At 60.3% G+C, this 24,767-nt stretch carries 25 protein-coding genes; 21 read left to right on the forward strand and 4 right to left on the reverse strand.

Translation table 11 applies throughout. The annotated features are described in order from the left end of the window. Positions 1–201 precede the first annotated feature (201 nt). A complete protein-coding gene (gene suhB / locus LCH64_RS21640; RefSeq protein WP_003227916.1) occupies positions 202–1,020 on the reverse strand; it encodes an inositol-phosphate phosphatase in 819 nt (272 codons plus the stop codon). A 145-nt stretch (positions 1,021–1,165) separates the two neighbouring features. On the opposite strand from suhB, the gene trmJ reads away from it, so the two are divergent. From trmJ to LCH64_RS21745, 21 genes are all read left to right on the forward strand, one after another. Continuing rightward, complete coding sequence (trmJ, locus tag LCH64_RS21645; protein ID WP_003227915.1) at positions 1,166–1,936, forward strand: tRNA (cytosine(32)/uridine(32)-2'-O)-methyltransferase TrmJ; 771 nt, start codon at positions 1,166–1,168, stop codon at positions 1,934–1,936. Between the two features lie 3 nt (positions 1,937–1,939). After that, positions 1,940–2,716, forward strand: a complete 777-nt coding sequence (cysE, locus tag LCH64_RS21650; RefSeq protein WP_024014221.1) for a serine O-acetyltransferase — start codon at positions 1,940–1,942, stop codon at positions 2,714–2,716. Positions 2,717–2,955: 239 nt separating this feature from the next. Continuing rightward, positions 2,956–3,447: a Fe-S cluster assembly transcriptional regulator IscR gene (iscR, locus tag LCH64_RS21655; protein ID WP_003227911.1), complete on the forward strand. Its 492-nt coding sequence runs from the start codon at positions 2,956–2,958 to the stop codon at positions 3,445–3,447. Between the two features lie 47 nt (positions 3,448–3,494). After that, on the forward strand, positions 3,495–4,709 hold the full coding sequence (locus LCH64_RS21660; protein WP_003227909.1) for an IscS subfamily cysteine desulfurase: 1,215 nt from the start codon (positions 3,495–3,497) through the stop codon (positions 4,707–4,709). Positions 4,710–4,792: 83 nt separating this feature from the next. Beyond that, positions 4,793–5,179 carry a Fe-S cluster assembly scaffold IscU gene (gene iscU / locus LCH64_RS21665; protein WP_003227907.1) on the forward strand — a complete coding sequence of 129 codons (387 nt, stop codon included), beginning with the start codon at positions 4,793–4,795 and terminating at the stop codon, positions 5,177–5,179. Positions 5,180–5,207: 28 nt separating this feature from the next. Next, positions 5,208–5,531 (forward strand): iron-sulfur cluster assembly protein IscA, encoded by a 324-nt coding sequence (gene iscA, locus LCH64_RS21670; RefSeq protein ID WP_003227904.1) that lies wholly within the window; start codon positions 5,208–5,210, stop codon positions 5,529–5,531. Positions 5,532–5,539: 8 nt separating this feature from the next. Next, positions 5,540–6,061, forward strand: coding sequence for a co-chaperone HscB (gene hscB, locus LCH64_RS21675; RefSeq protein ID WP_003227901.1), 522 nt, complete (start codon positions 5,540–5,542; stop codon positions 6,059–6,061). Positions 6,062–6,112: 51 nt separating this feature from the next. Continuing rightward, on the forward strand, positions 6,113–7,978 hold the full coding sequence (gene hscA / locus LCH64_RS21680) for a Fe-S protein assembly chaperone HscA (protein WP_226501204.1): 1,866 nt from the start codon (positions 6,113–6,115) through the stop codon (positions 7,976–7,978). Beyond that, on the forward strand, positions 7,978–8,319 hold the full coding sequence (gene fdx / locus LCH64_RS21685) for an ISC system 2Fe-2S type ferredoxin (RefSeq protein WP_003227897.1): 342 nt from the start codon (positions 7,978–7,980) through the stop codon (positions 8,317–8,319). Before hscA ends, fdx begins: the two co-directional genes overlap by 1 nt. A 14-nt stretch (positions 8,320–8,333) precedes the next feature. After that, a complete protein-coding gene (gene iscX / locus LCH64_RS21690) occupies positions 8,334–8,534 on the forward strand; it encodes a Fe-S cluster assembly protein IscX (protein WP_027619659.1) in 201 nt (66 codons plus the stop codon). An 87-nt stretch (positions 8,535–8,621) separates the two neighbouring features. Next, positions 8,622–9,047, forward strand: coding sequence for a nucleoside-diphosphate kinase (gene ndk, locus LCH64_RS21695; protein ID WP_003227894.1), 426 nt, complete (start codon positions 8,622–8,624; stop codon positions 9,045–9,047). A gap of 28 nt (positions 9,048–9,075) precedes the next feature. After that, positions 9,076–10,224 (forward strand): 23S rRNA (adenine(2503)-C(2))-methyltransferase RlmN, encoded by a 1,149-nt coding sequence (gene rlmN, locus LCH64_RS21700; protein WP_003227893.1) that lies wholly within the window; start codon positions 9,076–9,078, stop codon positions 10,222–10,224. A gap of 12 nt (positions 10,225–10,236) precedes the next feature. Then, positions 10,237–10,995, forward strand: a complete 759-nt coding sequence (gene pilW, locus LCH64_RS21705; RefSeq protein WP_003227892.1) for a type IV pilus biogenesis/stability protein PilW — start codon at positions 10,237–10,239, stop codon at positions 10,993–10,995. After that, the gene (locus LCH64_RS21710; protein WP_003227890.1) at positions 10,995–12,032 is read left to right on the forward strand and encodes a RodZ family helix-turn-helix domain-containing protein; all 1,038 of its coding nucleotides are present in this window, start codon (positions 10,995–10,997) and stop codon (positions 12,030–12,032) included. The genes pilW and LCH64_RS21710 overlap by 1 nt, the downstream gene beginning before the upstream one ends. A gap of 3 nt (positions 12,033–12,035) precedes the next feature. Continuing rightward, entirely contained in the window at positions 12,036–13,145 is a 1,110-nt protein-coding gene (gene ispG, locus LCH64_RS21715; RefSeq protein WP_003227888.1) for a flavodoxin-dependent (E)-4-hydroxy-3-methylbut-2-enyl-diphosphate synthase, read from the forward strand. 36 nt (positions 13,146–13,181) lie between these two features. After that, a complete protein-coding gene (gene hisS, locus LCH64_RS21720; RefSeq protein WP_003227887.1) occupies positions 13,182–14,471 on the forward strand; it encodes a histidine--tRNA ligase in 1,290 nt (429 codons plus the stop codon). Between the two features lie 41 nt (positions 14,472–14,512). Next, the gene (locus LCH64_RS21725) at positions 14,513–15,154 is read left to right on the forward strand and encodes a tetratricopeptide repeat protein (protein WP_003227886.1); all 642 of its coding nucleotides are present in this window, start codon (positions 14,513–14,515) and stop codon (positions 15,152–15,154) included. Continuing rightward, positions 15,147–16,298, forward strand: a complete 1,152-nt coding sequence (gene bamB, locus LCH64_RS21730; protein ID WP_045122617.1) for an outer membrane protein assembly factor BamB — start codon at positions 15,147–15,149, stop codon at positions 16,296–16,298. The genes LCH64_RS21725 and bamB overlap by 8 nt, the downstream gene beginning before the upstream one ends. Positions 16,299–16,510: 212 nt before the next feature. Next, on the forward strand, positions 16,511–17,983 hold the full coding sequence (der, locus tag LCH64_RS21735) for a ribosome biogenesis GTPase Der (RefSeq protein WP_003227884.1): 1,473 nt from the start codon (positions 16,511–16,513) through the stop codon (positions 17,981–17,983). 250 nt (positions 17,984–18,233) lie between these two features. Then, positions 18,234–19,382 (forward strand): pyridoxal phosphate-dependent aminotransferase, encoded by a 1,149-nt coding sequence (locus LCH64_RS21740; protein ID WP_226501205.1) that lies wholly within the window; start codon positions 18,234–18,236, stop codon positions 19,380–19,382. Next, complete coding sequence (locus LCH64_RS21745) at positions 19,370–20,161, forward strand: amidohydrolase (protein WP_103520540.1); 792 nt, start codon at positions 19,370–19,372, stop codon at positions 20,159–20,161. The genes LCH64_RS21740 and LCH64_RS21745 overlap by 13 nt, the downstream gene beginning before the upstream one ends. 167 nt (positions 20,162–20,328) lie before the next feature. Here the strand turns inward: LCH64_RS21745 and leuA are convergent, their stop codons facing one another. From leuA to xseA, 3 genes are all read right to left on the reverse strand, one after another. Then, entirely contained in the window at positions 20,329–22,008 is a 1,680-nt protein-coding gene (leuA, locus tag LCH64_RS21750; RefSeq protein WP_003227879.1) for a 2-isopropylmalate synthase, read from the reverse strand. Positions 22,009–22,472: 464 nt separating this feature from the next. Then, on the reverse strand, positions 22,473–23,297 hold the full coding sequence (locus LCH64_RS21755) for a peptidoglycan DD-metalloendopeptidase family protein (protein WP_003227874.1): 825 nt from the start codon (positions 23,295–23,297) through the stop codon (positions 22,473–22,475). A gap of 3 nt (positions 23,298–23,300) precedes the next feature. Next, a complete protein-coding gene (gene xseA, locus LCH64_RS21760) occupies positions 23,301–24,680 on the reverse strand; it encodes an exodeoxyribonuclease VII large subunit (protein ID WP_226501206.1) in 1,380 nt (459 codons plus the stop codon). Positions 24,681–24,767 lie beyond the last annotated feature (87 nt).

Here is a 24,767-nt window from a genome sequence, read left to right on the forward strand (position 1 = left end):
CTTTTTTGTGCGCGCGATTCAAGCCCCACCACAAATTCCCTGTAGGAGTGAGCCTGCTCGCGATGGCGGTGCATCAGTCAACATTAATGCCGGCTGATACACTGCCATCGCGAGCAGGCTCACTCCTACACTGGACCGGTGGTATTTCTCCAGGCATAAAAAAAGCACCCCGAAGGGTGCTTTTTGCGTTTCGCCGGAAGCTTAGCGCTTCAGCGAAGCCGGCAGGTGCGGCTGGATCGCCGTCAGGACTGCCTTGAAGCATTTGGTGTTGCCGGCAACGATGTGGCCTTTCTCAAGGAAATCGTGACCGCCGGTGAAGTCGCTCACCAGGCCGCCAGCTTCTTGAATCAGCAGGGCGCCTGCAGCCATGTCCCACTCGGACAGGCCCGACTCCCAGAACGCGTCGAAACGACCGGCAGCCACGTAGGCCAGGTCCAGGCTGGCGGAGCCGGCGCGGCGGATGCCGGCAGTCTGGCCAACCAGGGCGCGGAACATGCCCAGGTAGTTGTCGAGGTTGTCCATCTGGTCGTCACGGAACGGGAAGCCAGTGCCCAGCAGAGCGCCGTCGAGGCTGGTGCGACCGCTGACGCGCAGACGACGACCGTTCAGTTGAGCGCCGCGACCACGGCTGGCGGTGAACTCTTCCTGGCGAACCGGGTCCAGAACCACTGCGTGCTCCAGGCGACCACGGTATTTGCAGGCAATGCTGACAGCGAAGTGAGGAATGCCACGCAGGAAGTTGGTGGTGCCATCCAGCGGATCGATGATCCACAGGTACTCTTCGCCTTCGATGCCGTTACCGACGTGCATGCCGGTCTCTTCACCCTGGATCGAGTGATTCGGGTAAGCCTTGCGCAGAGCATCGATGATTTTCTGTTCGGCGGCGCGATCGACCTCGGATACATAATCCTTGGCGTCTTTTTCGTCGACCTTGATGGTATCCAGGCGCTCGATGGAGCGGAAGATCAGTTCACTGGCGCTGCGGGCGGCGCGCAGCGCGATATTCAGCATGGGCTGCATGGATGTGTCACCTAAGGTTGTTAAAGAAAGCCGCGCATTCTATCAGAACTTTTCTTCAGGTGAAGGTCGCTGTTCGCTTTCATAGCTTAACGGTAGGCTGTTCTGTAAGATTTGCACCCCTTTCCTGTGTCCGAGAGCGCCTCCCTTGCTGCAGAACATTCGTGTCGTCCTGGTCAATACCAGCCACCCCGGCAATATCGGCGGGGCCGCGCGCGCCATGAAAAACATGGGTCTGTCGCGGCTGGTGCTGGTCGAACCGCGGTTGTTTCCGCACCACGAAGCCGATGCTCGAGCTTCGGGTGCCGGGGATATCCTTGAAAATGCTCAAGTCGTCGCCACCCTGGAAGACGCCCTGGTCGGCTGCAATCTGGTGCTCGGCACCAGCGCCCGTGACCGGCGCATTCCCTGGCCGTTGCTCGATCCGCGCGAATGCGGGAGCAAAGTGGTCGAAGAGGCGGGGCAGGGCGCGGAAATCGCGTTGGTATTCGGTCGTGAAGACTCCGGCCTGACCAACGAGGAGCTGCAGCGATGTCACTTTCATGTGCACATCCCCTCCGATCCTGGGTTCAGCTCGCTGAACCTCGGGGCGGCGGTGCAGGTGTTGAGCTATGAAGTGCGCATGGCCTGGCTGGCTGCTCAAGGCCAGCCGACCAAGATCGAGAAAGAAGAAGTGGCCTCGGTAAAAAGTGCCGAGCTCGCGACCATGGATGAGCTGGAGCGCTTTTATGAGCATCTGGAGCAGACGCTGGTCGCCATCGAATTTCTCGATCCGGAAAAACCACGGCACTTGATGGCGCGCCTGCGCCGGTTGTACGGACGCAGCTCGGTCAGCCGGGCGGAAATGAATATTTTGCGTGGCATCCTCACGGAAACCCAAAAAGCGGCCCGTGGTGAGCTTCTTAAGCGGAAGGACTGAATGATGTTTGAGCGTTTGCGTGAAGATATCCAGAGCGTATTCCATCGAGACCCGGCGGCGCGTAACGCTTTTGAAGTCCTGACCTGCTACCCCGGCATGCATGCGATCTGGATTCACCGGTTGGCCGGCATGCTGTGGCGCAACGAGCTGAAATGGCTGGCGCGACTGGTGTCGAACTTCGGTCGCTGGCTGACCGGGATCGAGATTCATCCGGGGGCCAAGGTCGGTCGGCGTTTCTTTATCGATCACGGCATGGGCATCGTTATTGGTGAAACTGCCGAAATTGGCGATGACGTGACCATCTATCAGGGCGTAACCCTCGGTGGTACCAGCTGGAACAAAGGCAAGCGCCACCCGACGCTGGGTGATGGCGTGGTGGTGGGTGCTGGCGCCAAAGTGCTCGGGCCGTTCACGGTAGGGGCTGGCGCCAAAGTCGGCTCCAACGCAGTGGTCACCAAGGAAGTGCCGCCGGGCGCTACAGTGGTGGGGATTCCGGGGCGGATCATCGTCAAAACCGATGAAGAGCAGGATGCCAAGCGCAAGGCGATGGCTGAGAAGATTGGCTTCGATGCTTATGGTGTCAGCGAAGACATGCCCGATCCGGTAGCCCGTGCCATCGGTCAGTTGCTCGATCACCTGCAAGCGGTGGATGGGCGGCTGGAAGGGATGTGCGGCGCGCTGAAGGATCTGGGCAGTAATTACTGTGCGAAAGATCTGCCTGAACTGCGCGAAGAAGACTTTGCCTGTGTGAAGGGCAAAGACGAATCCAAAGCCGGCTGAACCGCAGCGCTGCTTTTCGCGAGCAGGCTCGCTCCCACAGATGAATGCTTTCCAGTGTGGGAGCGGGCTTGCTCGCGAAGAACGATAACGCGGTACCGCTGGCTGTACGCCGCCAGCCTTTGCTATGATGCGCGCGCTCTTTTGCGGGTAAACCCGACTAAAGCACTAGGTCTTATAGTTGACTTAAATGCTCGGGAATTGCATACTCCCGCCCATTCCGAACTCCGTGGTAATTGTCCATGCGACTGACTACAAAAGGCCGATACGCCGTGACCGCCATGCTTGACCTGGCGTTGCACGCGCAGCACGGGCCGGTGTCCCTGGCCGATATCTCCGAGCGCCAAGGCATCTCCCTGTCCTATCTCGAACAGCTTTTCGCCAAGCTGCGTCGCAGTAACCTGGTTTCCAGTGTTCGCGGCCCAGGCGGTGGTTATCAGTTGTCGCGCGACATGCAGGGCATCCAGGTGGCTCAGGTGATCGATGCGGTCAACGAATCGGTCGACGCTACAAAGTGCCAGGGCCAGGGCGATTGCCATTCCGGCGACACCTGCCTGACTCATCACCTGTGGTGCGATCTGAGCCTGCAGATTCACGAATTTCTAAGTGGTATCAGCTTGGCTGATCTTGTGACTCGCCGTGAGGTGCAAGAAGTAGCCCAGCGTCAGGACCAGCGTCGTTGCAACAGCAAGGCGCCACGCCTGGACAAGATTGAAGCGTCCGCCGTCGAATGACAGCCGAAGAGCTAGCGGAACGCCAGCCCTGATTTAGGAGATAGTCCATGAAATTGCCGATTTACCTTGATTACTCTGCGACCACCCCGGTCGATCCGCGCGTTGCGCAAAAGATGAGTGAATGCCTGCTGGTCGACGGAAACTTCGGTAACCCGGCGTCCCGTTCCCACGTGTTCGGCTGGAAAGCTGAAGAGTCCGTCGAAAATGCCCGTCGTCAGGTGGCCGATCTGGTCAACGCCGACCCGCGCGAAATCGTCTGGACGTCCGGCGCCACCGAATCCGACAACCTGGCAATCAAGGGTGCGGCGCATTTCTATGGCTCCAAAGGCAAACACCTGATCACCAGCAAGATCGAACACAAGGCTGTTCTCGACACCATGCGCCAACTGGAGCGTGAAGGTTTCGAAGTGACCTACCTCGAGCCGACCGAAGACGGTCTGATCACCCCGGCGATGATCGAAGCGGCACTGCGCGAAGACACCATTCTGGTGTCGGTGATGCACGTGAACAACGAAATCGGCACCATCAACGACATCGCTGCCATCGGCGAACTGACCCGCTCCAAGGGCGTTCTGCTGCATGTTGACGCGGCTCAGTCCACCGGCAAGGTCGAGATCGATCTGCAGAAGCTGAAAGTCGACATGATGTCGTTCTCCGCCCACAAAACCTACGGCCCTAAAGGCATCGGCGCACTGTACGTCAGCCGCAAGCCGCGTGTGCGCATCGAAGCGACCATGCACGGCGGCGGTCACGAACGTGGCATGCGTTCCGGCACTCTGGCGACCCACCAGATCGTCGGCATGGGCGAAGCCTTCCGCGTAGCCAAGGAAGACATGGCTGCCGAAAACGTACGCATCAAGGCCCTGAGCGATCGTTTCTTCAAACAGGTCGAGCACCTGGAAGAGCTGTACGTCAACGGCAGCCTGACCGCCCGCGTTCCGCACAACCTGAACCTGAGCTTCAACTACGTTGAAGGCGAGTCGCTGATCATGGCGCTCAAGGATCTGGCGGTATCGTCCGGTTCGGCCTGCACTTCGGCGTCCCTGGAGCCTTCGTACGTACTGCGCGCCCTGGGCCGCAACGACGAACTGGCACACAGCTCGATCCGTTTCACCTTCGGCCGTTTCACCACCGAAGAAGAAATCGACTACGCCGCGCAGAAAGTCTGCGAGGCCGTTACCAAGCTGCGCGCTCTGTCGCCGCTGTGGGACATGTACAAAGACGGTGTCGACATTTCGAAAATCGAGTGGGCGGCACACTGATTTCAAGTCGCCGCGAACCGGCCCTGCGACCCAAGGTTGCGGGGCTTAAAGAGCGACTCTCTGATGAGTGAGGATTAAGCATCATGGCTTACAGCGAAAAGGTCATCGACCACTACGAAAACCCGCGCAACGTCGGCAAGATGAACGCGGAAGACCCGGATGTCGGCACCGGCATGGTCGGCGCTCCGGCGTGCGGCGACGTGATGCGTCTGCAGATCAAGGTCAACGATCAGGGCGTTATCGAAGACGCCAAGTTCAAGACTTACGGCTGCGGTTCGGCAATCGCTTCCAGCTCCCTGGCCACCGAGTGGATGAAGGGCAAGACGCTGGACGAGGCCGAGACCATCAAGAACACTCAGCTGGCCGAAGAACTGGCCCTGCCGCCAGTGAAAATCCACTGCTCGGTACTCGCTGAAGACGCTATCAAAGCGGCTGTTCGCGACTACAAGCAGAAGAAAGGCTTGATCTAAGCATTGCGCGACGAGTAAGGAGTCAACGATGGCTATCAGCATGACAGAAGCGGCTGCTCGACACGTGCGACGCTCCCTCGACGGGCGCGGCAAAGGTGAAGGGATTCGTCTGGGTGTTCGCACCACAGGCTGTTCCGGCCTTGCCTACGTGCTGGAGTTTGTCGACGAGGTGGTTGCCGAGGATCAGGTGTTCGAAAGTCACGGCGAGAAAGTGATCATCGACCCGAAAAGCCTGGCTTACCTGGACGGCACCGAGCTCGATTTCGTCAAGGAAGGGTTGAACGAAGGCTTCAAGTTCAACAATCCCAACGTTCGCGGTGAATGTGGCTGCGGCGAAAGCTTCAACATCTGAGGCTTGTCGTGGGTATTCCTTGTCATTTCGCTTTATTCGAGCTGCAACCGAGCTTTCGCCTGGATCTCGAGCAGTTGGCCACGCGCTACCGTGAGTTGGCGCGCGGTGTTCATCCTGACCGCTTTGCCGACGCCTCCGAGCGCGAACAGCGGTCGGCGCTTGAGCAGTCTGCGCGGCTCAACGACGCGTACCAGACGCTCAAGAGTCCTGCCCAGCGTGCACGCTACCTGCTGACCATCAGCGGGCATGAAGTGCCGATGGAAGTCACGGTCCATGACCCCGAGTTTCTTTTGCAGCAGATGCAGTGGCGCGAAGAGCTCGAAGACCTCCAGGACAGCGCCGACCTCGACGGTGTCGCGGTATTCAAGCGTCGCCTGAAAGTGGCTCAGGAACAGTTGAACGAAAGCTTCGCAGCCTGTTGGGATGATGCAGCGCAACGCGAACAGGCCGAACGCCTGATGCGGCGCATGCAGTTCCTCGACAAGCTCACCTACGAAGTGCGCCAGTTAGAAGAGCGCCTCGACGATTAACCCAGTGCCGCTCCGGTCGCACGCCTGATATACAGATAAGTCCTGATCACGATGGCCCTACTGCAGATCGCCGAACCCGGCCAAAGTCCTCAACCGCACCAGCGTCGTCTGGCTGTGGGGATTGACTTGGGCACTACCAATTCGCTGGTCGCTGCGTTGCGCAGTGGTCTTTCCGAACCACTGGCCGACGCTGACGGGCAGGTCATCCTGCCGTCCGCCGTGCGTTATCACGCCGACCGCGTCGAGGTTGGCGAGTCGGCCAAGCTGGCCGCGTCTTCCGATCCCTTGAACACTGTGCTGTCGGTCAAGCGCCTGATGGGTCGTGGCCTGTCCGACGTCAAGCAATTGGGCGAGCAACTGCCATACCGCTTCGTCGGTGGCGAATCGCACATGCCGTTCATCGACACCGTGCAAGGCCCGAAAAGCCCGGTCGAAGTCTCCGCTGATATCCTCAAGGTGCTGCGTCAGCGTGCTGAAGCGACCCTGGGTGGCGAGCTGGTCGGTGCGGTGATCACCGTTCCGGCGTATTTCGACGATGCTCAGCGTCAGGCCACCAAAGATGCGGCGAAACTCGCCGGTCTGAACGTGCTGCGCCTGCTCAATGAGCCGACGGCGGCTGCCGTGGCTTATGGTCTGGATCAGCATGCCGAAGGCCTGGTGGCGATTTATGACCTGGGCGGCGGTACGTTCGATATTTCGATTCTGCGTCTGACTGGCGGTGTTTTCGAAGTGCTGGCCACCGGCGGCGACAGCGCCCTGGGCGGCGATGACTTCGATCACGCGATTGCCGGCTGGATCATCGAGAGCGCCGGTCTGTCCGCCGATCTCGATCCGGGTGCGCAACGCAATCTGCTGCAAACTGCCTGCGCGGCGAAAGAAGCCCTGACCCATGCGGCCAGCGTTGAAGTCGCCTACGGTGACTGGAAGGCGCAGCTGACCCGCGAAGCCTTCGATGCGCTGATCGAGCCGATGGTTGCGCGCAGCCTGAAAGCCTGCCGCCGCGCCGTGCGTGATTCCGGTATCGAACTGGAAGACGTGCATGCCGTGGTCATGGTCGGTGGTTCGACCCGCGTTCCACGTGTACGCGAGGCCGTTGCCGAAGCCTTCGGTCGTCAGCCATTGACGGAAATCGACCCGGATCAAGTGGTGGCCATCGGGGCCGCGATCCAGGCGGATACGCTGGCTGGCAACAAGCGCGATGGCGGCGAACTGCTGCTGCTCGACGTGATTCCGCTGTCCCTGGGGCTGGAAACCATGGGCGGGCTGATGGAGAAGGTGATTCCGCGCAACACCACCATTCCGGTCGCTCGTGCTCAAGACTTCACCACTTATAAAGACGGCCAGTCGGCCATGGCGATCCATGTGCTCCAAGGGGAGCGCGAGCTGATCAGCGACTGCCGCTCCCTGGCGCGCTTCGAACTGCGCGGCATTCCGGCGATGGTGGCCGGTGCGGCGAAGATTCGTGTGACCTTCCAGGTCGATGCCGACGGTCTGCTCAGCGTTTCGGCCCGCGAACTGGGTTCAGGCGTTGAAGCGAGCATTCAGGTCAAGCCGTCCTACGGCCTGACCGACGGCGAAATCGCCAAGATGCTCAAGGATTCGTTCCAGCACGCCAATGACGACAAGGTCGCCCGCGTCCTGCGCGAGCAGCAAGTCGATGCCCAGCGCCTGATCGAAGCGGTACAGGGTGCTCTGGATGCCGATGGCGAGCGTTTGCTCGACGCCGAAGAGCGCATGGTCATCGAGCTGCAGATGCAGGAACTGGCCGAACTGATGAAAGGCACCGATGGTTACGCCATCGAGCAGCAGACCAAGCGTCTGTCGCAAGTGACCGATGCTTTTGCTGCCCGCCGCATGGATCTGACAGTTAAAGCCGCTCTGTCGGGGCGCAATCTGAATGAAATCGAGGATATCTGATGCCGCAGGTCATTTTTCTGCCCCACGAGAAGTTCTGCCCTGAAGGCATGGTGGTCGAGGCCGAACCCGGCACTTCGATTCTCGATCTGGCTCACGAACACCATATCGAGATGGAAAGTGCCTGCGGCGGTGTCTGCGCCTGCACCACTTGCCATTGCATCATCCGCGAGGGTTTCGACTCGCTGGAAGAGGCGGACGAGCTGGAAGAAGACTTCCTCGATCGCGCCTGGGGCCTGGAAGCGCAATCGCGCCTGGCCTGTCAGGCTATCGTCGGCGAAGAAGACATCACCGTCGAGATTCCGAAATATTCGCTTAACCATGCGGCCGAAGCGCCGCACTGACTGGTAAGACTGTCATGAGCTACGGTTGGAATGATGTTCAACGCATTGCAGAAGAATTGGCCGAAGCCAAGCCGGATGTAGATCCGCTTTCTGTCAATTTCGTCGACCTGCAGCGATGGATCATGGAATTGCCTGACTTCGACAACACCTCTGGCCGTGTCGGCGAGAAGGTGTTGGAAGCGGTTCAGGCACTCTGGATCGAAGAAGTCGACTGATCGTCTCGCAGGTTAGGCAATACCCAAGAACCCGCGTATAATTCGCGGGTTTAATTTTTCGCAAATTACTGTTTCTGGAGTTACACCATGGCTGTTCAACGTACTTTCTCCATCATCAAGCCTGACGCTGTTGCAAAAGGCGCTGCCGGCGAAATCGTTACCCGTTTCGAAAAGGCTGGTCTGAAAGTTGTTGCTTCGAAAATGAAGCAGCTGTCCAAAGCCGAAGCTGAAGGCTTCTACGCTGAGCACAAAGAGCGCGGTTTCTTCGGTGACCTGGTTGCTTTCATGATCTCCGGTCCAGTGGTTGTTCAGGTTCTGGAAGGCGAAAACGCTATCGCTCGCAACCGTGAGCTGATGGGCGCTACCAACCCTAAAGAAGCTGCTGCTGGCACCATCCGTGCTGACTTCGCTGAGTCGATCGACGCCAACGCCGTTCACGGTTCGGACTCCGAAGCCGCTGCTGCTCGTGAAATCTCGTACTTCTTCGCAGCTACTGAAGTAACCACTCGCTAAGCATTGCTTAAAGAGTGAAGGTGAATCCATGACTACATCGACTGTTAAAACAAACCTGCTGGGTCTGACCCAGCCGGAAATGGAAAAATTCTTCGACTCAATCGGGGAGAAGCGTTTCCGTGCCGGTCAGGTAATGAAATGGATTCACCACTTTGGCGTCGATGATTTCGACGCCATGACGAACGTCAGCAAGGCCTTGCGCGACAAGCTCAAGGCTATTGCTGAAGTCCGTGGTCCAGAAGTGGTCAGCGAGGACATTTCCAGCGACGGCACCCGTAAGTGGGTGGTGCGCGTGGCGTCCGGCAGCTGTGTCGAGACCGTCTACATTCCCCAGGGCAAACGCGGCACTCTGTGCGTTTCGTCCCAGGCAGGCTGTGCCCTGGACTGCAGTTTCTGCTCCACCGGCAAGCAAGGCTTCAACAGCAACCTCACCGCCGCCGAAGTCATCGGTCAGGTGTGGATTGCCAACAAATCCTTCGGCAGTGTTCCCGCCACCATCGACCGCGCCATCACCAACGTGGTGATGATGGGCATGGGCGAACCGCTGCTGAACTTCGACAACGTCGTGGCCGCCATGCATCTGATGATGGATGACCTGGGCTACGGGATCTCCAAGCGCCGCGTGACCCTGTCCACTTCGGGCGTGGTGCCGATGATCGATGAGCTGGCCAAGCACATCGACGTCTCACTGGCGTTGTCCCTGCACGCACCGAATGACGCATTGCGTAACCAATTGGTGCCGATCAACAAGAAATATCCGCTTAAGATGCTGCTCGAGTCGTGCCAGCGCTACATGTCCGCCCTTGGCGAGAAGCGTGTGCTGACCATCGAGTACACCTTGCTCAAGGACGTCAACGACAAGCTTGAGCACGCCGTGGAAATGATCGAGCTGCTCAAAGACATTCCGTGCAAGATCAACCTGATTCCGTTCAACCCGTTCCCGCATTCCGGTTACGAGCGGCCGAGCAACAACGCCATTCGTCGGTTCCAGGATCAGTTGCATCAGGCCGGCTTTAACGTCACTGTCCGCACCACCCGTGGTGAAGACATCGACGCCGCATGTGGTCAATTGGTAGGGCAGGTGCTGGATCGCACCCGTCGCAGCGAACGTTACATCGCCGTGCGCGAGTTGAGCGCCGACAGCGATCTGGCACAGAACGCCGCGAACACTAACTAAGAGAGGATCTCTATGTCCCTGCGCTTTGCGCTGCTGTTGCTGATGGCCAGCCTGTGTGCTGGTTGTGTCCTGTCGGGTGACTACAACCCGATGAAGACCAGCAAGGGCCGCGACGAAGCGCGGGCTGCCTACGTGCAGCTGGGATTGGGATACTTGCAGCAAGGGATGACCGAACGGGCCAAGGTGCCGCTGAAGAAGGCGCTGGAGCTGGACGATTCCGATCCCGATGCCAACGCCGCCCTCGGGCTGGTGTTCCAGGCCGAAATGGAGCCGAAACTGGCCGACGAACATTTCCGCAAAGCCCTGTCCTCGCGTCCCACCGATGCACGAATCCTCAATAACTACGGCAGTTTTCTCTACGAAGAACAGCGTTACAAGGAAGCCTACGAGCGTTTTGAGCAGGCAGCCGCCGATACCCTGTATCCTGAGCGTTCGCGGGTCTTCGAGAACCTCGGCATGACCGCTTCGAAGCTCGGGCAGCGGGATCTGGCGCAGCAGCAACTGGAAAAAGCCCTGCGGCTGAACCGTCAACAACCGCGTGCTTTGCTGGAAATGGCTGAGTTGTCCTTCGAAGACAGGCATTATGTGCCCGCGCGTGACTATTACGACCGTTTCAGCCTGCTAACCGAGCAAAATGCACGTAGTCTATTGCTCGGCGTTCGGCTGGCAAAAGTGTTTGAAGATCGCGACAAGGCCGCCAGTTATGGCCTGCAATTAAAACGACTCTATCCCGGTACGCCGGAATATCAGCAATACCTGTCGGAGCAATGATGAAAGCGGCGCATCCCGAAGTTGTAGCAGCGACTCGCGTTAATCCCGGTGAGACTTTGCGCCAGGCCCGCGAAAGCAATGGCTGGTCGCTGGCCGAAGTGGCCCTCAAGCTCAACCTCACCGTGACTTCCCTGAGCAATCTTGAAGCTGGCGCTTTCGACAAGCTGCCGGGGCATACCTTCGCTCGCGGTTACATTCGCGCTTACGCCAAGTTGCTCGGCATGGATCAGACCGTTCTGGTCCAGCAATTCGACCAGTCCACCGGTACCGACTCCCAAGGCAGCAATGTGCATGCGTTGGGGCGTATCGAAGAGCCGGTGCGGGTTTCCCATACCATTTTGCGTATCGTCAGCCTGTTGTTGCTGATCGCGGTCATCGGCGGCGGTTTCGTCTGGTGGCAGGATCAGACCTCGCTGCGCACCAAAGACTTGACCAGCCTGGTTCCGGAGCACGTCGAAGTCGAAGGCGCCGACGGCACCACGCAGATTCACCCGATCGATGAGCCGGAAGACCAGGCCGTTGCCGAAGGTCAGGCCGAGGGCGCAACCGCTCTCGCACTGCCGCAATCGGAAACCACCGCTGAAGCGACGGGTGCCGAGCCTGCCGCTCCGGCAACTGCTCCAGCCGCCCCGGCTGCGACCACGCCAGCCGCACCGGTTCATACACCGGCTCCGGTGGTGGCCACCCCGGCGACTCCAGCACCTAACGTTCCGGCCACACCAGCGCCGACCGTCACCGCTCCAGTGACCGCGGCCACAGCTGCGCCAACCGTGGAAGCGGCTGCCCCAGCTGCCGGCGACGGCCAGGTGCAACTGCAGTTCACCGCCGATTGCTGGGCACAGGTCACCGACGGTCGCGGCAAAGTGCTGTTCAGCGGTCTGAAACATAAAGGCGACAGCGTTTCGGTTTCCGGCAAGCCGCCACTGGCGGTGCGTCTGGGTGTGGCTCGCGCCGCACAGGTCAGCTACAACGGCCAACCGGTCGATATCGCTCCGTTCACCAGTGGCGAGACTGCTCGCCTGAAGTTGGGTCAATAAGTCATGCACGGCGAATCTCCAATCAAACGTCGCGTTTCGCGCAAGATCTGGGTCGGTAACGTGCCTGTTGGCGGCGATGCGCCTATCGCTGTGCAGAGCATGACCAACAGCGACACCAATGATGTGGCTGCCACCGTCGCGCAGATCAATCGTCTGGAAGCGGCCGGCGTCGACATCGTCCGCGTTTCGGTACCGGACATGGACGCCGCCGAGGCGTTCGGCAAGATCAAACAACTGGTCAAGGTGCCGCTGGTTGCCGACATCCACTTCGACTACAAGATCGCCTTGCGCGTGGCCGAACTGGGTGTGGACTGCCTGCGCATCAACCCGGGCAACATCGGTCGTGAAGACCGTGTGCGTGCCGTGGTCGATGCCGCCCGTGACCGCGGGATTCCGATCCGCATCGGCGTCAACGCCGGTTCCCTGGAAAAAGACCTGCAGAAGAAATACGGCGAGCCGACCCCGGCTGCGCTGGTCGAGTCCGCGCTGCGGCACGTCGAGCACCTCGAACGCCTGAATTTCCAGGACTTCAAGGTCAGCGTGAAAGCCTCCGACGTGTTCATGGCCGTTGAAGCCTACCGTCTGCTGGCGAAAGAAATCGTCCAGCCGCTGCACTTGGGCATCACCGAAGCCGGTGGTTTGCGTTCGGGCACAGTGAAATCCGCCGTGGGCCTAGGTATGCTGCTCGCCGAGGGGATTGGCGATACTATCCGCATCTCGCTGGCGGCCGATCCGGTCGAGGAAGTGAAGGTCGGGTACGACATTCTCAAGTCTTTGCATCTGCGTTCCCGTGGCATCAACTTCATCGCCTGCCCGAGCTGCTCGCGGCAGAACTTCGATGTAGTCAAGACCATGAACGAGCTGGAAGGGCGCCTTGAAGACCTGCTGGTGCCGCTGGATGTCGCGGTGATCGGTTGCGTGGTCAACGGCCCCGGCGAAGCCAAGGAAGCCCATATCGGCTTGACCGGCGGCACGCCAAACCTGATTTACATCGACGGCAAGCCGTCGCAGAAACTGACGAATGACAATCTGGTGGACGAGCTGGAAAAGCTGATCCGCCAGAAAGCGGCCGAAAAGGTCGAAGCTGACGCAGCGGTCATCGCGCGCGGCTGAGCCTGACTGAAAGCCGAACGAATTTAAGGATTTATAGTGAGCAAGTCTCTGCAAGCCATTCGTGGCATGAACGACATCCTGCCCGAACAGACCCCGCTGTGGCGTTATTTCGAGGGCACTGTCGCGCGTCTGCTGGATAACTACGGTTACAAGCAGATCCGCATGCCGATCGTCGAGTTCACCGAGCTGTTCAAGCGCTCGATCGGTGAAGTGACCGACATCGTCGAAAAAGAGATGTACACCTTCGAAGACCGCAACGGCGACTCCCTGACCCTGCGTCCGGAAGGCACCGCGGCGTGCGTGCGTGCAGTGCTCGAGCACGGCATCACTGGCGGTGGCCAGGTGCAGAAACTCTGGTACATCGGCCCGATGTTTCGCCACGAGCGTCCGCAGAAAGGTCGTTATCGCCAGTTCCACCAGATCGGTCTGGAGGTGTTCAACCTCGACGGTCCGGACATCGATGCCGAACTGATCATCATGACCTGGCGCCTGTGGGGCGAGTTGGGTATCCGTGATGCGGTCAAGCTCGAACTCAACAGCCTGGGCACCAGCGAGTCCCGTGGTCGCTATCGTGAAGCGCTGGTCGAGTACCTCTCGGCGCACCACGACAAGCTCGACGAAGACAGCCAGCGTCGCCTGAAAACCAACCCGCTGCGCGTGCTCGACACCAAAAATGCCGACACTCAAGCCGTACTGGTCGATGCGCCGAAGATGGCCGATTACCTGGACGACGAATCCCGTGCGCACTTCGAAGGTCTGAAGGCGCGTCTGGACGCGGTTGGCATCCCGTACGTGCTCAACCCGAAACTGGTGCGCGGCCTCGATTACTACAGCAAAACCGTATTCGAATGGGTCACCGACAAGCTCGGCGCCCAGGGCACTGTCTGCGCGGGCGGTCGTTACGACGGTCTGGTCGAGCAGATGGGCGGCAAGCCGACCGCAGGCGTCGGTTTCGCCATGGGCATCGAGCGTCTGGTGTTGATGCTCGAAACCCTGGAGCAGATCCCGGAAGAAATCTCCCGTCAGGTCGACGTCTACCTCTGCGCCTTTGGTGAGCAGGCCGAACTGGCCGGTCTGGCCCTGGCCGAGCGTGTACGTGACCAGCTTCCAAACCTGCGTCTGCAAGTCAATGCCGGCGCCGGCAGCTTCAAAAGCCAGTTCAAGAAAGCCGACAAGAGCGGTGCACTGTATGCACTGATCCTCGGTGACGACGAAATGGCCCAGCAAGTGGTAGGTTTCAAACCCCTGCGTGGCCAGGGCGAACAACAAAGCATTGCCTGGGATGCGCTCGCCGCTCACCTGGCCACCTGCGTCGTGCAGGGTTGAAGCTGTCTAAACAGCCGATTTAGCGATTAAGGAGTATTGGGGTGTCGAGTACCGAAGACGAACAGTTGGCGGATTTGAAGGACTGGTGGACACGCAACGGCAAACCTCTGGTCACCGGTGGCCTGTTGGCGCTGGTCATCGTGTTCGGCTGGCAGGCTTATCACAAGTATCAGAGCAACCAGTCGCAAGGCGCCTCGGTGCTCTATCAACAATTGCTGGAAACCACGCTGACCCCGGATGGCAAGCCTGACGCTGCCCGCGTTGCGGATCTGGCCGGCAAGCTCAACAGCGAATTCGGCGGCACCGCGTACGCGCAGTACGGCAGCCTGTTCGTGGCGAAAGTAGCGGTCGACAGCGGCAAGCTCGACGACGCCGCGACCGAACTCAAAGCCATCGTTGCCAAACCGGCCAACCCGGCGCTGGGCGAAATCGCCCGTCAGCGTCTGGCGCAGGTGCTGGGTGCGCAGAACAAGGCCGATGAAGCCCTGAAGCTGCTCGACGGTGATGCTGACAAGGCGTTCCTGGCCACTCGCGAAGAACTCAAGGGCGACTTGCTGGTTCAGCTGGGGCGTACTGACGAAGCGAACACCGCGTATCAAAAAGCCAAGGCGGCACTGTCGGATGAAGCGGCAGTCGGTGGCCTTCAAATCAAGCTCGACGACCTGGCCAAAGGGGATGCGTGACGTGATCCGTTGGAAGCATGCAGCATTGCTGGCTCTGGCCATTTTGGCCGCGGGTTGCAGCAGCAACAGCAAAAAAGAACTGCCACCGGCCGAACTGACCTCCTTCAAAGAAGAAGTCGTTCTGCAGAAGCAGTGGAGTCGTTCGATCGGTGACGGTCAGGGCGAAACCTACAACATGTTGGTACCGGCGATCGACGGTGACACCATCTACGCGGCCGACGTGAACGGCATCGTGATGGCCATGGATCGCAACAACGGCGACGTGAAGTGGAAAAAAGAGCTTGAACTGCCTGTTTCCGGCGCCGTTGGCGTGGGTTACGGTCTGGTCACGATCGGTACCCTCAAGGGTGAAATCGTTGCGCTCGACGCCATCAATGGCGAAGAGAAGTGGCGCGCCCGGGTTTCCAGCGAAGTCCTCGCGCCGCCGGCCAACAACGGTGACGTCGTGGTGGTACAGACTCAGGACGATCGTCTGATCGGTCTGGATGCCGCCACCGGCAACCGTCGCTGGATTTACGACAGCACCCCAGCGGTACTGACCCTGCGCGGCACCAGCGCACCGGTCGTGACCAACCGCCTCGCGGTGGCTGGCCTGTCGACCGGTAAAGTGGTCGCCCTGGACATTTCCAACGGTGTGCCGGTCTGGGAACAACGGGTCGCGATTCCAACCGGTCGTTCGGAACTGGAGCGCGTGGTCGACATCGACGGCGGCCTGCTGCTGTCCGGCGAAACGCTGTACGTTGCCAGCTACCAGGGTCGCGTGGCAGCACTTGATCTGCAGAGCGGTCGCCAACTCTGGCAGCGCGATGCATCGAGCTATGCCGGTGTCGCTCAAGGTTTCGGCAACGTCTACGTGAGTCTGTCTTCGGGCACCGTTGAAGGCGTTGACGAGCGTTCGACCACTGCGCTGTGGAGCAACGACTCGCTGGCTCGCCGTCAGTTGTCGGCGCCGGAAGTATTCTCCAGCTACGTAGCCGTCGGTGACCTGGAAGGTTACCTGCACCTGTTGAGCCAGGTGGACGGTCGTTTTGTGGGTCGTGAGCGTATCGACAGTGACGGCCTGCGTGCCCGTCCGCTGGTGGTGGGCAACACGATCTATGTGTATGGCAACAGCGGCAAACTGGAAGCCCTGACCATCAAGTAACAACTATGCTTGGGGTTAACGCCCCAGGCAGCTTCACTTGTGGGAGCGGGTTTGCTCGCGAAGGGCGTCAACGAAGACGCGTACAGCCTGATTAAACGCGGTGCTGCTACGGTCTTTCGCGAGCAAGCCCGCTCCCACAGTGTTGCCCCGAGCACCAGCCGCTGCCTCGCAGCGGCTTTTGTATTTTCTGAAATAACGAAGTGGAGAGCCGCATGGTTCCCGTAATCGCCCTGGTGGGCCGACCGAACGTCGGCAAATCCACCTTGTTCAACCGCCTGACCAGGACTCGTGACGCCATCGTCGGCGACTTGTCCGGTCTGACCCGTGATCGCCAGTACGGTGAGGCCAAGTGGCAAGGGCGTTCCTACATTCTGATTGACACCGGCGGTATCTCCGGTGACGAACACGGTATGGACGAAAAAATGGCCGAGCAGTCGCTGCTGGCCATTGAAGAAGCGGATGTTGTGCTGTTCCTGGTAGATGCCAAGGCCGGTTTCACCGCCGCCGACCAGATGATCGCCGAACACTTGCGCAAGCGTAACAAGCGTTCCCACGTGGTCGCCAACAAGGTCGACAACATCGACCCGGAAATGGCCCGCGCCGAATTCGCCCCGTTGGGCATGGGCCACGCGATCCCGATCGCCGGTGCTCACGGCCGTGGTATCACTCAACTGCTGGAAGCGGCACTGAGCGATTTCCCGCGTGACGAAGACGAGCCGCAGGAAGGCGAAGAGGAAGAGATCGTCGCCGAAGGCGAGGAAGCCAAGCGCATTCCTGGCCCGAGCGAAAAAGACGGGATCAAGATCGCCATCATCGGCCGTCCGAACGTCGGCAAGTCGACTCTGGTCAACCGCATGCTCGGTGAAGACCGGGTGATCGTCTACGACCAGCCCGGCACCACCCGCGACAGTATCTACATCCCGTTCGAGCGTAACGACGAGAAGTACACGCTGATCGACACCGCCGGTGTGCGCAAGCGCGGCAAGATCCATGAAGAAGTCGAAAAGTTCTCCGTGGTCAAAACCCTGCAGGCGATCAAAGACGCCAACGTGGTGATCTTCGTGATGGACGCCCGCGAAGGTGTGGTCGATCACGACCTCAACCTGCTGGGCTTTGCCCTCGAAGCCGGCCGTGCGCTGGTGATCGCGATCAACAAATGGGACGGTATGACCCCGAGCGAGCGCGACTATGTGAAGGTCGAGCTGCAACGTCGTCTGTTCTTCGTCGACTTCGCCGATATTCACTTCATCTCGGCGCTGCACGGCACGGGCGTGGGCAACCTCTACGCCTCGGTACAGAACTCGTTCAAGTCGGCGGTGACCCGCTGGCCGACCAGCCGCCTGACGCAGATTCTCGAAGACGCGGTCAGCGAGCACCAGCCGCCGATGGTCAACAGCCGCCGGATCAAGCTGCGTTACGCTCACCTGGGTGGCGCGAACCCGCCGATCATCGTGATTCACGGTAACCAGATCGAGAAAGTGCCGAAGTCGTATGTGCGCTATCTGGAGAACACTTACCGCCGTGTGCTGAAACTGGTCGGTACGCCGATCCGCATCGAGTTCAAGGGCGGCGAGAACCCGTACGAAGGCAACAAGAACACGCTGACCGACCGCCAGGTCAACAAGAAGCGTCGCTTGATGTCGCACAACAAGAAAGCCAGCAAGAAGCGCCGCGACAAGAAGTGATCAAGGTTGATTGTTCCCACAATTGCGTGGGAATGCTCAACCGCTTCTGTAGGAGCTGGCGAAGCCTGCGATCTTTTGACTTTGCTTTGAAGGCAGGATCAAAAGATCGCAGCCTGCGGCAGCTCCTGCAGGGTTCGGCGATAAAGAAGGGTGCCCGGTTGGGCGCCCTTTTTTTATGGGCGCCGGATGGGCTATTCTCGGGCTCTCCCGCGCCGCCGTCAGAGCCGGGTGTAGAGCAGGGAACCCCTCGATGATCACCAGTAAGCTGCCGAATGTCGGCATCACTATTTTCACGCAGATGTCTCAGCTCGCGGCGCAGACCGGAGCGATCAACCTGTCCCAGGGTTTTCCTGATTTCGACGGCCCGCAATCCCTGCGTGACGCGGTCGGTCGGCATATCGCCAGCGGCCATAACCAGTATTCACCGATGACCGGTCTGCCGGCGCTGCGCGAGCAGATCGCGGCGAAGATCGCGCGCAGCTATGGCGTGAAAGTCGATGCCGACAGTGAAGTGACGGTGACCCCAGGCGCGACTCAGGCGATCTTCTGTGCGATTCAGGCGGTTATCCACAGCGGCGACGAAGTCATCGTGTTCGACCCGTGCTACGACAGCTATGAGCCGGCGACGCAGTTGGCGGGCGGCCGCTGCGTGCATGTGCAACTGAACCCGAACGATTTCTCCATCGATTTCGAGCAACTCGCCGCGGCCCTCAGCCCGCGCACGAAAATGATCGTCATCAACACCCCGCACAACCCGAGCGGTGCACTAATCAGCCGTGCCGAACTGGATCAATTGGCGGAGTTGATCCGGGGTCGGGACATATACCTTATCAGCGACGAAGTCTATGAACACCTGGTGTTCGACGGCGTGCCGCATGTCAGCGTGCTGGCCCACGAAGAGCTGTATCAGCGCGCCTTCGTGGTCAGCTCATTCGGCAAGACCTATCACGTCACCGGCTGGAAAACCGGCTACGTGGTGGCGCCACCGGCGCTGACCGCCGAGCTGCGCAAGGTGCACCAGTACGTCAGTTTCTGCGGGGTCACGCCGCTGCAGTACGCCCTGGCCGATTACATGGCCGAACACCCGGAGCACGTTGAAGAGCTGCCGGGTTTCTATCAGGCCAAGCGCGACCTGTTCTGCGATTTGCTGGCGCCGTCGCGCTTTACCTTCACCCGCGTCACCGGTACGTATTTCCAGTTGGTCGACTACTCGCAGATTCGCCCTGACCTGAACGACGTCGACATGGCGATCTGGATGACCCGCGAACACGGCGTGGCGAGCATTCCGGTGTCGGTGTTCTACCAGAAACCACCCGAAGGCCAGCGCCTGGTGCGCCTGTGCTTCGCCAAACGCGAGGAGACGCTGCGCGAGGCAGCGGCAAAACTATGCGTGATCTGAGTGCATTGCCCGATCTTCACCTGGCGCTGATCCAGACCAGCCTGGCCTGGCACGACCGTCAGGCCAACCTTGAGCACTTCGACGTGCTGCTGGAGCAGGCCCGCGGCGCAGACCTGATCATCCTGCCGGAGATGTTCACCACCGGCTTCTCCATGGAATCGGAAACCCTCGCCGAAGCCGAGCATGGCCCGACCAGCAAATGGATGAAGGCGCAGGCCGCGAAGCTCAATGCGGTGATCACCGGCAGCGTGATCATTCAGGCGGCGGACGGTAGCCATCGCAACCGCCTGCTGTGGGCGCGCCCGGACGGCGAAGTCTGGCATTACGACAAGCGCCACCTGTTTCGCATGGCGGGCGAACACCATCACTACACGCCCGGCGAGCGTCAGGTGCAGTTCGAACTCAAGGGTTGGCGCATCCGGCCGCTGATTTGCTACGACCTGCGGTTCCCGGTGTGGAGTCGCGACGCGCACGACACCGATCTGCTGCTGTACACCGCCAACTGGCCGGGCGCACGGCGTCTGCACTGGAACCGCTTGTTGCCGGCGCGGGCGATTGAAAACCTGTGCTATGTGGCGGCAGTGAATCGTATTGGCACCGACGGCAAGGGCTTCGCCTATACCGGCGACAGTCAGGTGCTGGATTTTCAGGGTGAAACGTTGCTGGCGGCGGGGGAGGCGGACGGCGTGTTCAAGGTCGTGCTGGAAGCCGCGCCACTGGCGGCGTATCGCGAGCGCTTCCCGGCCAATCTGGACGCGGATACCTTCGAACTCACTTGATATTCGCGACCGCTTTCGCGAGCAAGCCCGCTCCCACAGGTAGAACGCAATACCCTGTGGGAGCGGGCTTGCTCGCGAAGAGGCCCGATCAGGCAACACAAAACCAGCAGGCATAAAAAAGGCCCCGGAGTTCACACTCCGGGGCCTTTTTGCATGTCAGCGAAGGCTTAGGCCGCTTTCGCTTCCGGCTGGCTCAGGGAGCGGTTCAGCGCACTGAACAGCGCCTTGAAGCTGGCGGTGGTGATGTTTTCATCGATACCCACGCCGTGCACCGCACGCTCACCGTTCACACGCAGTTCGATGTAGGCCGCTGCCTTGGCGTTGGTGCCCGCGCCGATCGCATGTTCGTTGTAGTCCATGATTTCCACCGGAATCGGCAGACCGGCCACCAGGGCTTCCAGCGCGCCGTTGCCCTTGCCGCGCCAGTGCAGGTTGGTTTCGCCCTGACCCTGGCTCGCCACTTCAACTTCGACGGCACTGTTGCCGTTTTCTTCCTGCAGGCGATGGCTGACCAGCGCGTACGGGGTATTGGCTTGCAGGTATTCGCTGATCAACAGCGAGTGAATCTGCTTGGCGGTCATTTCCAGGCCGAGGCGATCGGTCTCACGCTGCACGACCTGGCTGAACTCGATCTGCATGCGACGCGGCAGGCTGATGCCGTATTCCTGCTCCAGCAAGTAGGCGATACCGCCCTTGCCCGACTGGCTGTTCACACGAATCACCGCCTCGTAGCTGCGGCCGATGTCGGCCGGGTCGATCGGCAGGTACGGCACTTCCCACAGGGTATCCGGTTTCTGCTGGGCGAAGCCCTTGCGGATTGCGTCCTGGTGCGAGCCGGAGAATGCGGTGTGTACCAGGTCGCCGACGTACGGGTGACGCGGGTGCACCTGGATCTGGTTGCACTCTTCGACGACCTTGCGCACGCCGTCGATGTCGGAGAAGTCCAGCTCAGGGTCGACGCCCTGGGTGTACATGTTCAGGGCCACAGTGACGAGGTCAACGTTACCGGTACGCTCGCCGTTGCCGAACAGGCAGCCTTCGACGCGATCCGCGCCAGCCATCAGGCCCAGCTCGGTGGCGGCGACGCCGGTGCCACGGTCGTTGTGGGTGTGCAGGCTGATGATCACGCTGTCACGACGGTTGATGTTGCGGCCGAACCATTCGATCTGGTCGGCGTAGACGTTCGGCGTTGCGCATTCGACGGTGGCCGGCAGGTTGAGGATCATCTTGTGCTCAGGCGTCGGGTTCCAGACCTCGATCACTGCGTCGCAGACTTCCTTGGCAAACTCCAGCTCGGTGGCGCTGAAGGTTTCCGGGGAGTATTCGAAAGTCCACTCGGTGTCCGGCTGCATCGCCGCGTACTTGACGAACAGCTTCGCCGCATTGACCGCGATGGCCTTGATGCCGTCCTTGTCCTGGTTGAAGACAATGCGACGGAAGGAAGGCGAGGTGGCGTTGTACAGGTGAACGATGGCTTTCTTCGCCCCGCGCAGGGATTCGAAAGTGCGCTCGATCAAGTCTTCACGGCCCTGGGTCAGCACCTGAATGGTGGTGTCGTCCGGGATGTGGCCTTCTTCGATCAGGGTACGCACGAAGTCGAAGTCGGTTTGCGAAGCGGCCGGGAACGAGGCTTCGATTTCCTTCACGCCGACTTGCACGAGGGTTTTCCAGAAGCGCAGCTTCTTCACCGCGTCCATCGGCTCGATCAGCGACTGGTTGCCGTCACGCAGGTCGGAGCTGCACCAGATCGGCGCGGCGTCGATGGTTTTCGACGGCCAGGTGCGATCCGGCAGATTGATGACGGGGAACGCGCGGTATTTCGAAGACGGGTCTTTGAGCATGCTCATCGGGAAAATCCTTATTGTCTGGGCCGAAAAGAGGCGGCCTGCCGGTGGAACGAATGTTCGGGGAACAGCTTGGGACGAGGCGCAGCGATTCAGCCCGGCAGTCGTGCGCTGACGAGGCACAGACTACGGTGCTGGCGAAGCTGAATAAGGGTGTGAGAGGTTTTCATGTCTTCAACCCTAACCGCGAGGTGAGAGGATGGCAAGCAGTCGAAAAAAATTGAGAGGAATACTCGAAAAGCGGGGATTAGCGCGATTTTATTGTGCTTCAGGCGAATGATCGTGTTGATGTTTGCGCGGGGGTTGATTGGGGCGCAATTGAAGCGGGTGGGGTGTCAGCAGGGTTTACGGTGTGGGATGGGCCGCCTTCGCGAGCAAGCCCGCTCCCACAGTTGATCGTGTTCACCACACAAATCCAATGTGGGAGGGGGCTTGCTCCCGAAGGGGCCGGTAGCCTCAATCAAGAATTACGGCTGAAATGCACCAATGAAAATCGCCGGATCCACCCGCGCATCGTTCAGGCTGATGTTCCAGTGCATGTGCGGCCCGGTCGCCCGGCCGGTCGAGCCGACCTTGCCCACCACTGCGCCACGGGCCAGTTGATCGCCGACCTTCACGTCGATTTTCGACATGTGGCAGAACATGCTGATAAAGCCCTGGCCGTGATCGACAAACACCGTGTTGCCGTTGAAGAAGTAGTTGCCGGTGAGAATCACTTTGCCTGCCGCCGGGGTCTTGATCGGCGTACCGGCCGGCACCGCAAAGTCGAGGCCGGCGTGTGGGTTGCGCTCTTCGCCATTGAAGAAGCGGCGCACACCGAACTTGCTCGACAGCGGCCCGTTGACCGGTTTGTCCAGCAGCAGGTTGCTCGGGGTGTTCGGGCTGAAGCTGCGGTAAGCCTTGATCTGCTCGGCCAGTTCGCCCTCGATGCGTTTGAGGTTGGCCGGGTTCGGATTGACCTGCTGAGTGTTCTTCAGGGTGATGTGCTGTTCCGGGTATTTCTTGTTGCCGACGGTGAACGGCAGATTACGTCCGCCGCTGCTGATCTGCTGACTGCCGGGTTTGACCGTCAGCGGCACACCGACAATCGCCAGCCAGTTGTTCTGTTCTTTCACCACCAGCACCGGTTTGCCCTGATAGGTGGCTTTAGGTGCCTGAGTGGCGCTGCCCAGATCAACCACGGCCACGCCGCCCGGCACCGGTTTGTTCAGCAGACGGGTGATGTAGCTGTCGGCGTGGGCATTGAAGGTGGTCAGGCACAGCAACAATAACGGAGCGAAAAAACGCGGCATGGATCAGTCCAGTAAAGAGAGGGTGACGGGCGTCAGGTGGTTGTCCTCGACGCGCACTTGCAGTTCGCCTTCGCCAAGTTTGGCCTTCAGGCGCTGCCCGTTGTGGGTCTGCGCGGCGTTGCGGATCGCCTGGCCGCGTTCATCCAGCAGAATGCTGTAACCGCGGCCAAGCGTCGCCAGCGGACTGACCACATGCAGCGTCTGCATCTGGCTGTGCAGTTGCAGGCGACGGCTTTTCAGGCCTTCGCGCATGGCTCGCGGCAGGCGTTCGGCGAGGCTGTCGAGGCGCTGGCGCAGCATCGCCAGTTGGCGTCCCGGGTGTTGCCCGGCGAGGCGGGTTTCCAGACGGATCAGGCGTTCGCGGCGGGTATTGAGCTGGCGTTCGAACGCCCGGCGCAGGCGCATGTCCAGGTCATCCAGGCGTTGCGCTTGCTGACGCAGGCGTTCGCCGGGGTGACGCAGACGGCGGGCCATGCCTTCGAGGCGCAGGCGATCGCGCATCAAACGGTCGCGCATGCGCATCACCAGACGTCGGTGCAGGCTTTCGACCTGACGGATCAGGTGACTCGAATCCGGGGCCAGCAATTCGGCGGCAGCGGAGGGCGTTGGGGCGCGCACGTCAGCCACGAAATCACTGATCGACACGTCGGTTTCGTGCCCGACCGCGCTGACGATCGGCGTCACGCAGGCATCGACCGCGCGGGCCACGGCTTCTTCGTTGAAGCACCAGAGGTCTTCCAGCGAACCACCGCCACGGGCGAGGATCAGCGCGTCGAAACCACGGGCGTCGGCCAGTTTCAGCGCGCGGACGATTTGCGCAGTGGCTTCGCGCCCCTGCACAGCGGTCGGAATCAGCGTCAGTTGCACCTGCGGCGCCCGGCGGCGGAACACGCTGATGATGTCGCGAATCACCGCGCCGGTCGGCGAACTGATGATGCCGATGCGTTGCGGATGCGCCGGCAGCGGCACTTTGCGTTCGGCGCTGAACAGGCCTTCGGCGCTGAGTTTTTCTTTCAGCGCATCGAAGGCCAGGCGCAGCGCGCCGTCACCGGCCGGCTCCACGGTGTCGAGAATCAGCTGATAGTCGCCGCGCCCTTCGAACAGCGAGACCTTGCCGCGCACTTTCACGGCCAAGCCGTCCTTCAGCGCCTGACGCACCCGTGCCGCATTATTGCGGAACAGCGCGCAACGCACCTGCGCACCGCTGTCCTTGAGGGTGAAATACACGTGGCCGGACGCCGGACGGGCGAGGTTGGAGATTTCGCCTTCGACCCAGATGTTGCTGAACACGTCTTCGAGCAACACCCGCGCGCGGCCGTTGAGCTGGCTGACGGTCAGGACTTCACGTTCCAGGCCAAGTCTTGCAAAGGGATCTTTAATCATGGGGCGCAGTTTAAAGGCATTCGCCTACCGATCACCATGACCCAACACAAAACCAATTGTGGGAGCGGGCTTGCTCGCGAAAGCGGT

Source organism: Pseudomonas sp. MWU16-30322 (assembly GCF_020515535.1).
Lineage (GTDB): Bacteria > Pseudomonadota > Gammaproteobacteria > Pseudomonadales > Pseudomonadaceae > Aquipseudomonas > Aquipseudomonas fluorescens_H.

Coding starts and splice junctions, on each gene's coding strand:
- iscA (WP_003227904.1), top strand. CDS start 5,208: ATGGCTATCAGCATGACAGAAGCGGCTGCTCGACACGTGCGACGCTCC.
- fdx (WP_003227897.1), top strand. CDS start 7,978: ATGCCGCAGGTCATTTTTCTGCCCCACGAGAAGTTCTGCCCTGAAGGC.
- rlmN (WP_003227893.1), top strand. CDS start 9,076: ATGACTACATCGACTGTTAAAACAAACCTGCTGGGTCTGACCCAGCCG.
- LCH64_RS21740 (WP_226501205.1), top strand. CDS start 18,234: ATGATCACCAGTAAGCTGCCGAATGTCGGCATCACTATTTTCACGCAG.
- der (WP_003227884.1), top strand. CDS start 16,511: ATGGTTCCCGTAATCGCCCTGGTGGGCCGACCGAACGTCGGCAAATCC.
- suhB (WP_003227916.1), bottom strand. CDS start 1,020: ATGCAGCCCATGCTGAATATCGCGCTGCGCGCCGCCCGCAGCGCCAGT.
- hscA (WP_226501204.1), top strand. CDS start 6,113: ATGGCCCTACTGCAGATCGCCGAACCCGGCCAAAGTCCTCAACCGCAC.
- iscR (WP_003227911.1), top strand. CDS start 2,956: ATGCGACTGACTACAAAAGGCCGATACGCCGTGACCGCCATGCTTGAC.
- LCH64_RS21745 (WP_103520540.1), top strand. CDS start 19,370: ATGCGTGATCTGAGTGCATTGCCCGATCTTCACCTGGCGCTGATCCAG.
- LCH64_RS21660 (WP_003227909.1), top strand. CDS start 3,495: ATGAAATTGCCGATTTACCTTGATTACTCTGCGACCACCCCGGTCGAT.
- iscX (WP_027619659.1), top strand. CDS start 8,334: ATGAGCTACGGTTGGAATGATGTTCAACGCATTGCAGAAGAATTGGCC.
- bamB (WP_045122617.1), top strand. CDS start 15,147: ATGCGTGACGTGATCCGTTGGAAGCATGCAGCATTGCTGGCTCTGGCC.
- xseA (WP_226501206.1), bottom strand. CDS start 24,680: ATGATTAAAGATCCCTTTGCAAGACTTGGCCTGGAACGTGAAGTCCTG.
- LCH64_RS21755 (WP_003227874.1), bottom strand. CDS start 23,297: ATGCCGCGTTTTTTCGCTCCGTTATTGTTGCTGTGCCTGACCACCTTC.
- cysE (WP_024014221.1), top strand. CDS start 1,940: ATGTTTGAGCGTTTGCGTGAAGATATCCAGAGCGTATTCCATCGAGAC.
- iscU (WP_003227907.1), top strand. CDS start 4,793: ATGGCTTACAGCGAAAAGGTCATCGACCACTACGAAAACCCGCGCAAC.
- ndk (WP_003227894.1), top strand. CDS start 8,622: ATGGCTGTTCAACGTACTTTCTCCATCATCAAGCCTGACGCTGTTGCA.
- ispG (WP_003227888.1), top strand. CDS start 12,036: ATGCACGGCGAATCTCCAATCAAACGTCGCGTTTCGCGCAAGATCTGG.
- LCH64_RS21710 (WP_003227890.1), top strand. CDS start 10,995: ATGAAAGCGGCGCATCCCGAAGTTGTAGCAGCGACTCGCGTTAATCCC.
- pilW (WP_003227892.1), top strand. CDS start 10,237: ATGTCCCTGCGCTTTGCGCTGCTGTTGCTGATGGCCAGCCTGTGTGCT.
- leuA (WP_003227879.1), bottom strand. CDS start 22,008: ATGAGCATGCTCAAAGACCCGTCTTCGAAATACCGCGCGTTCCCCGTC.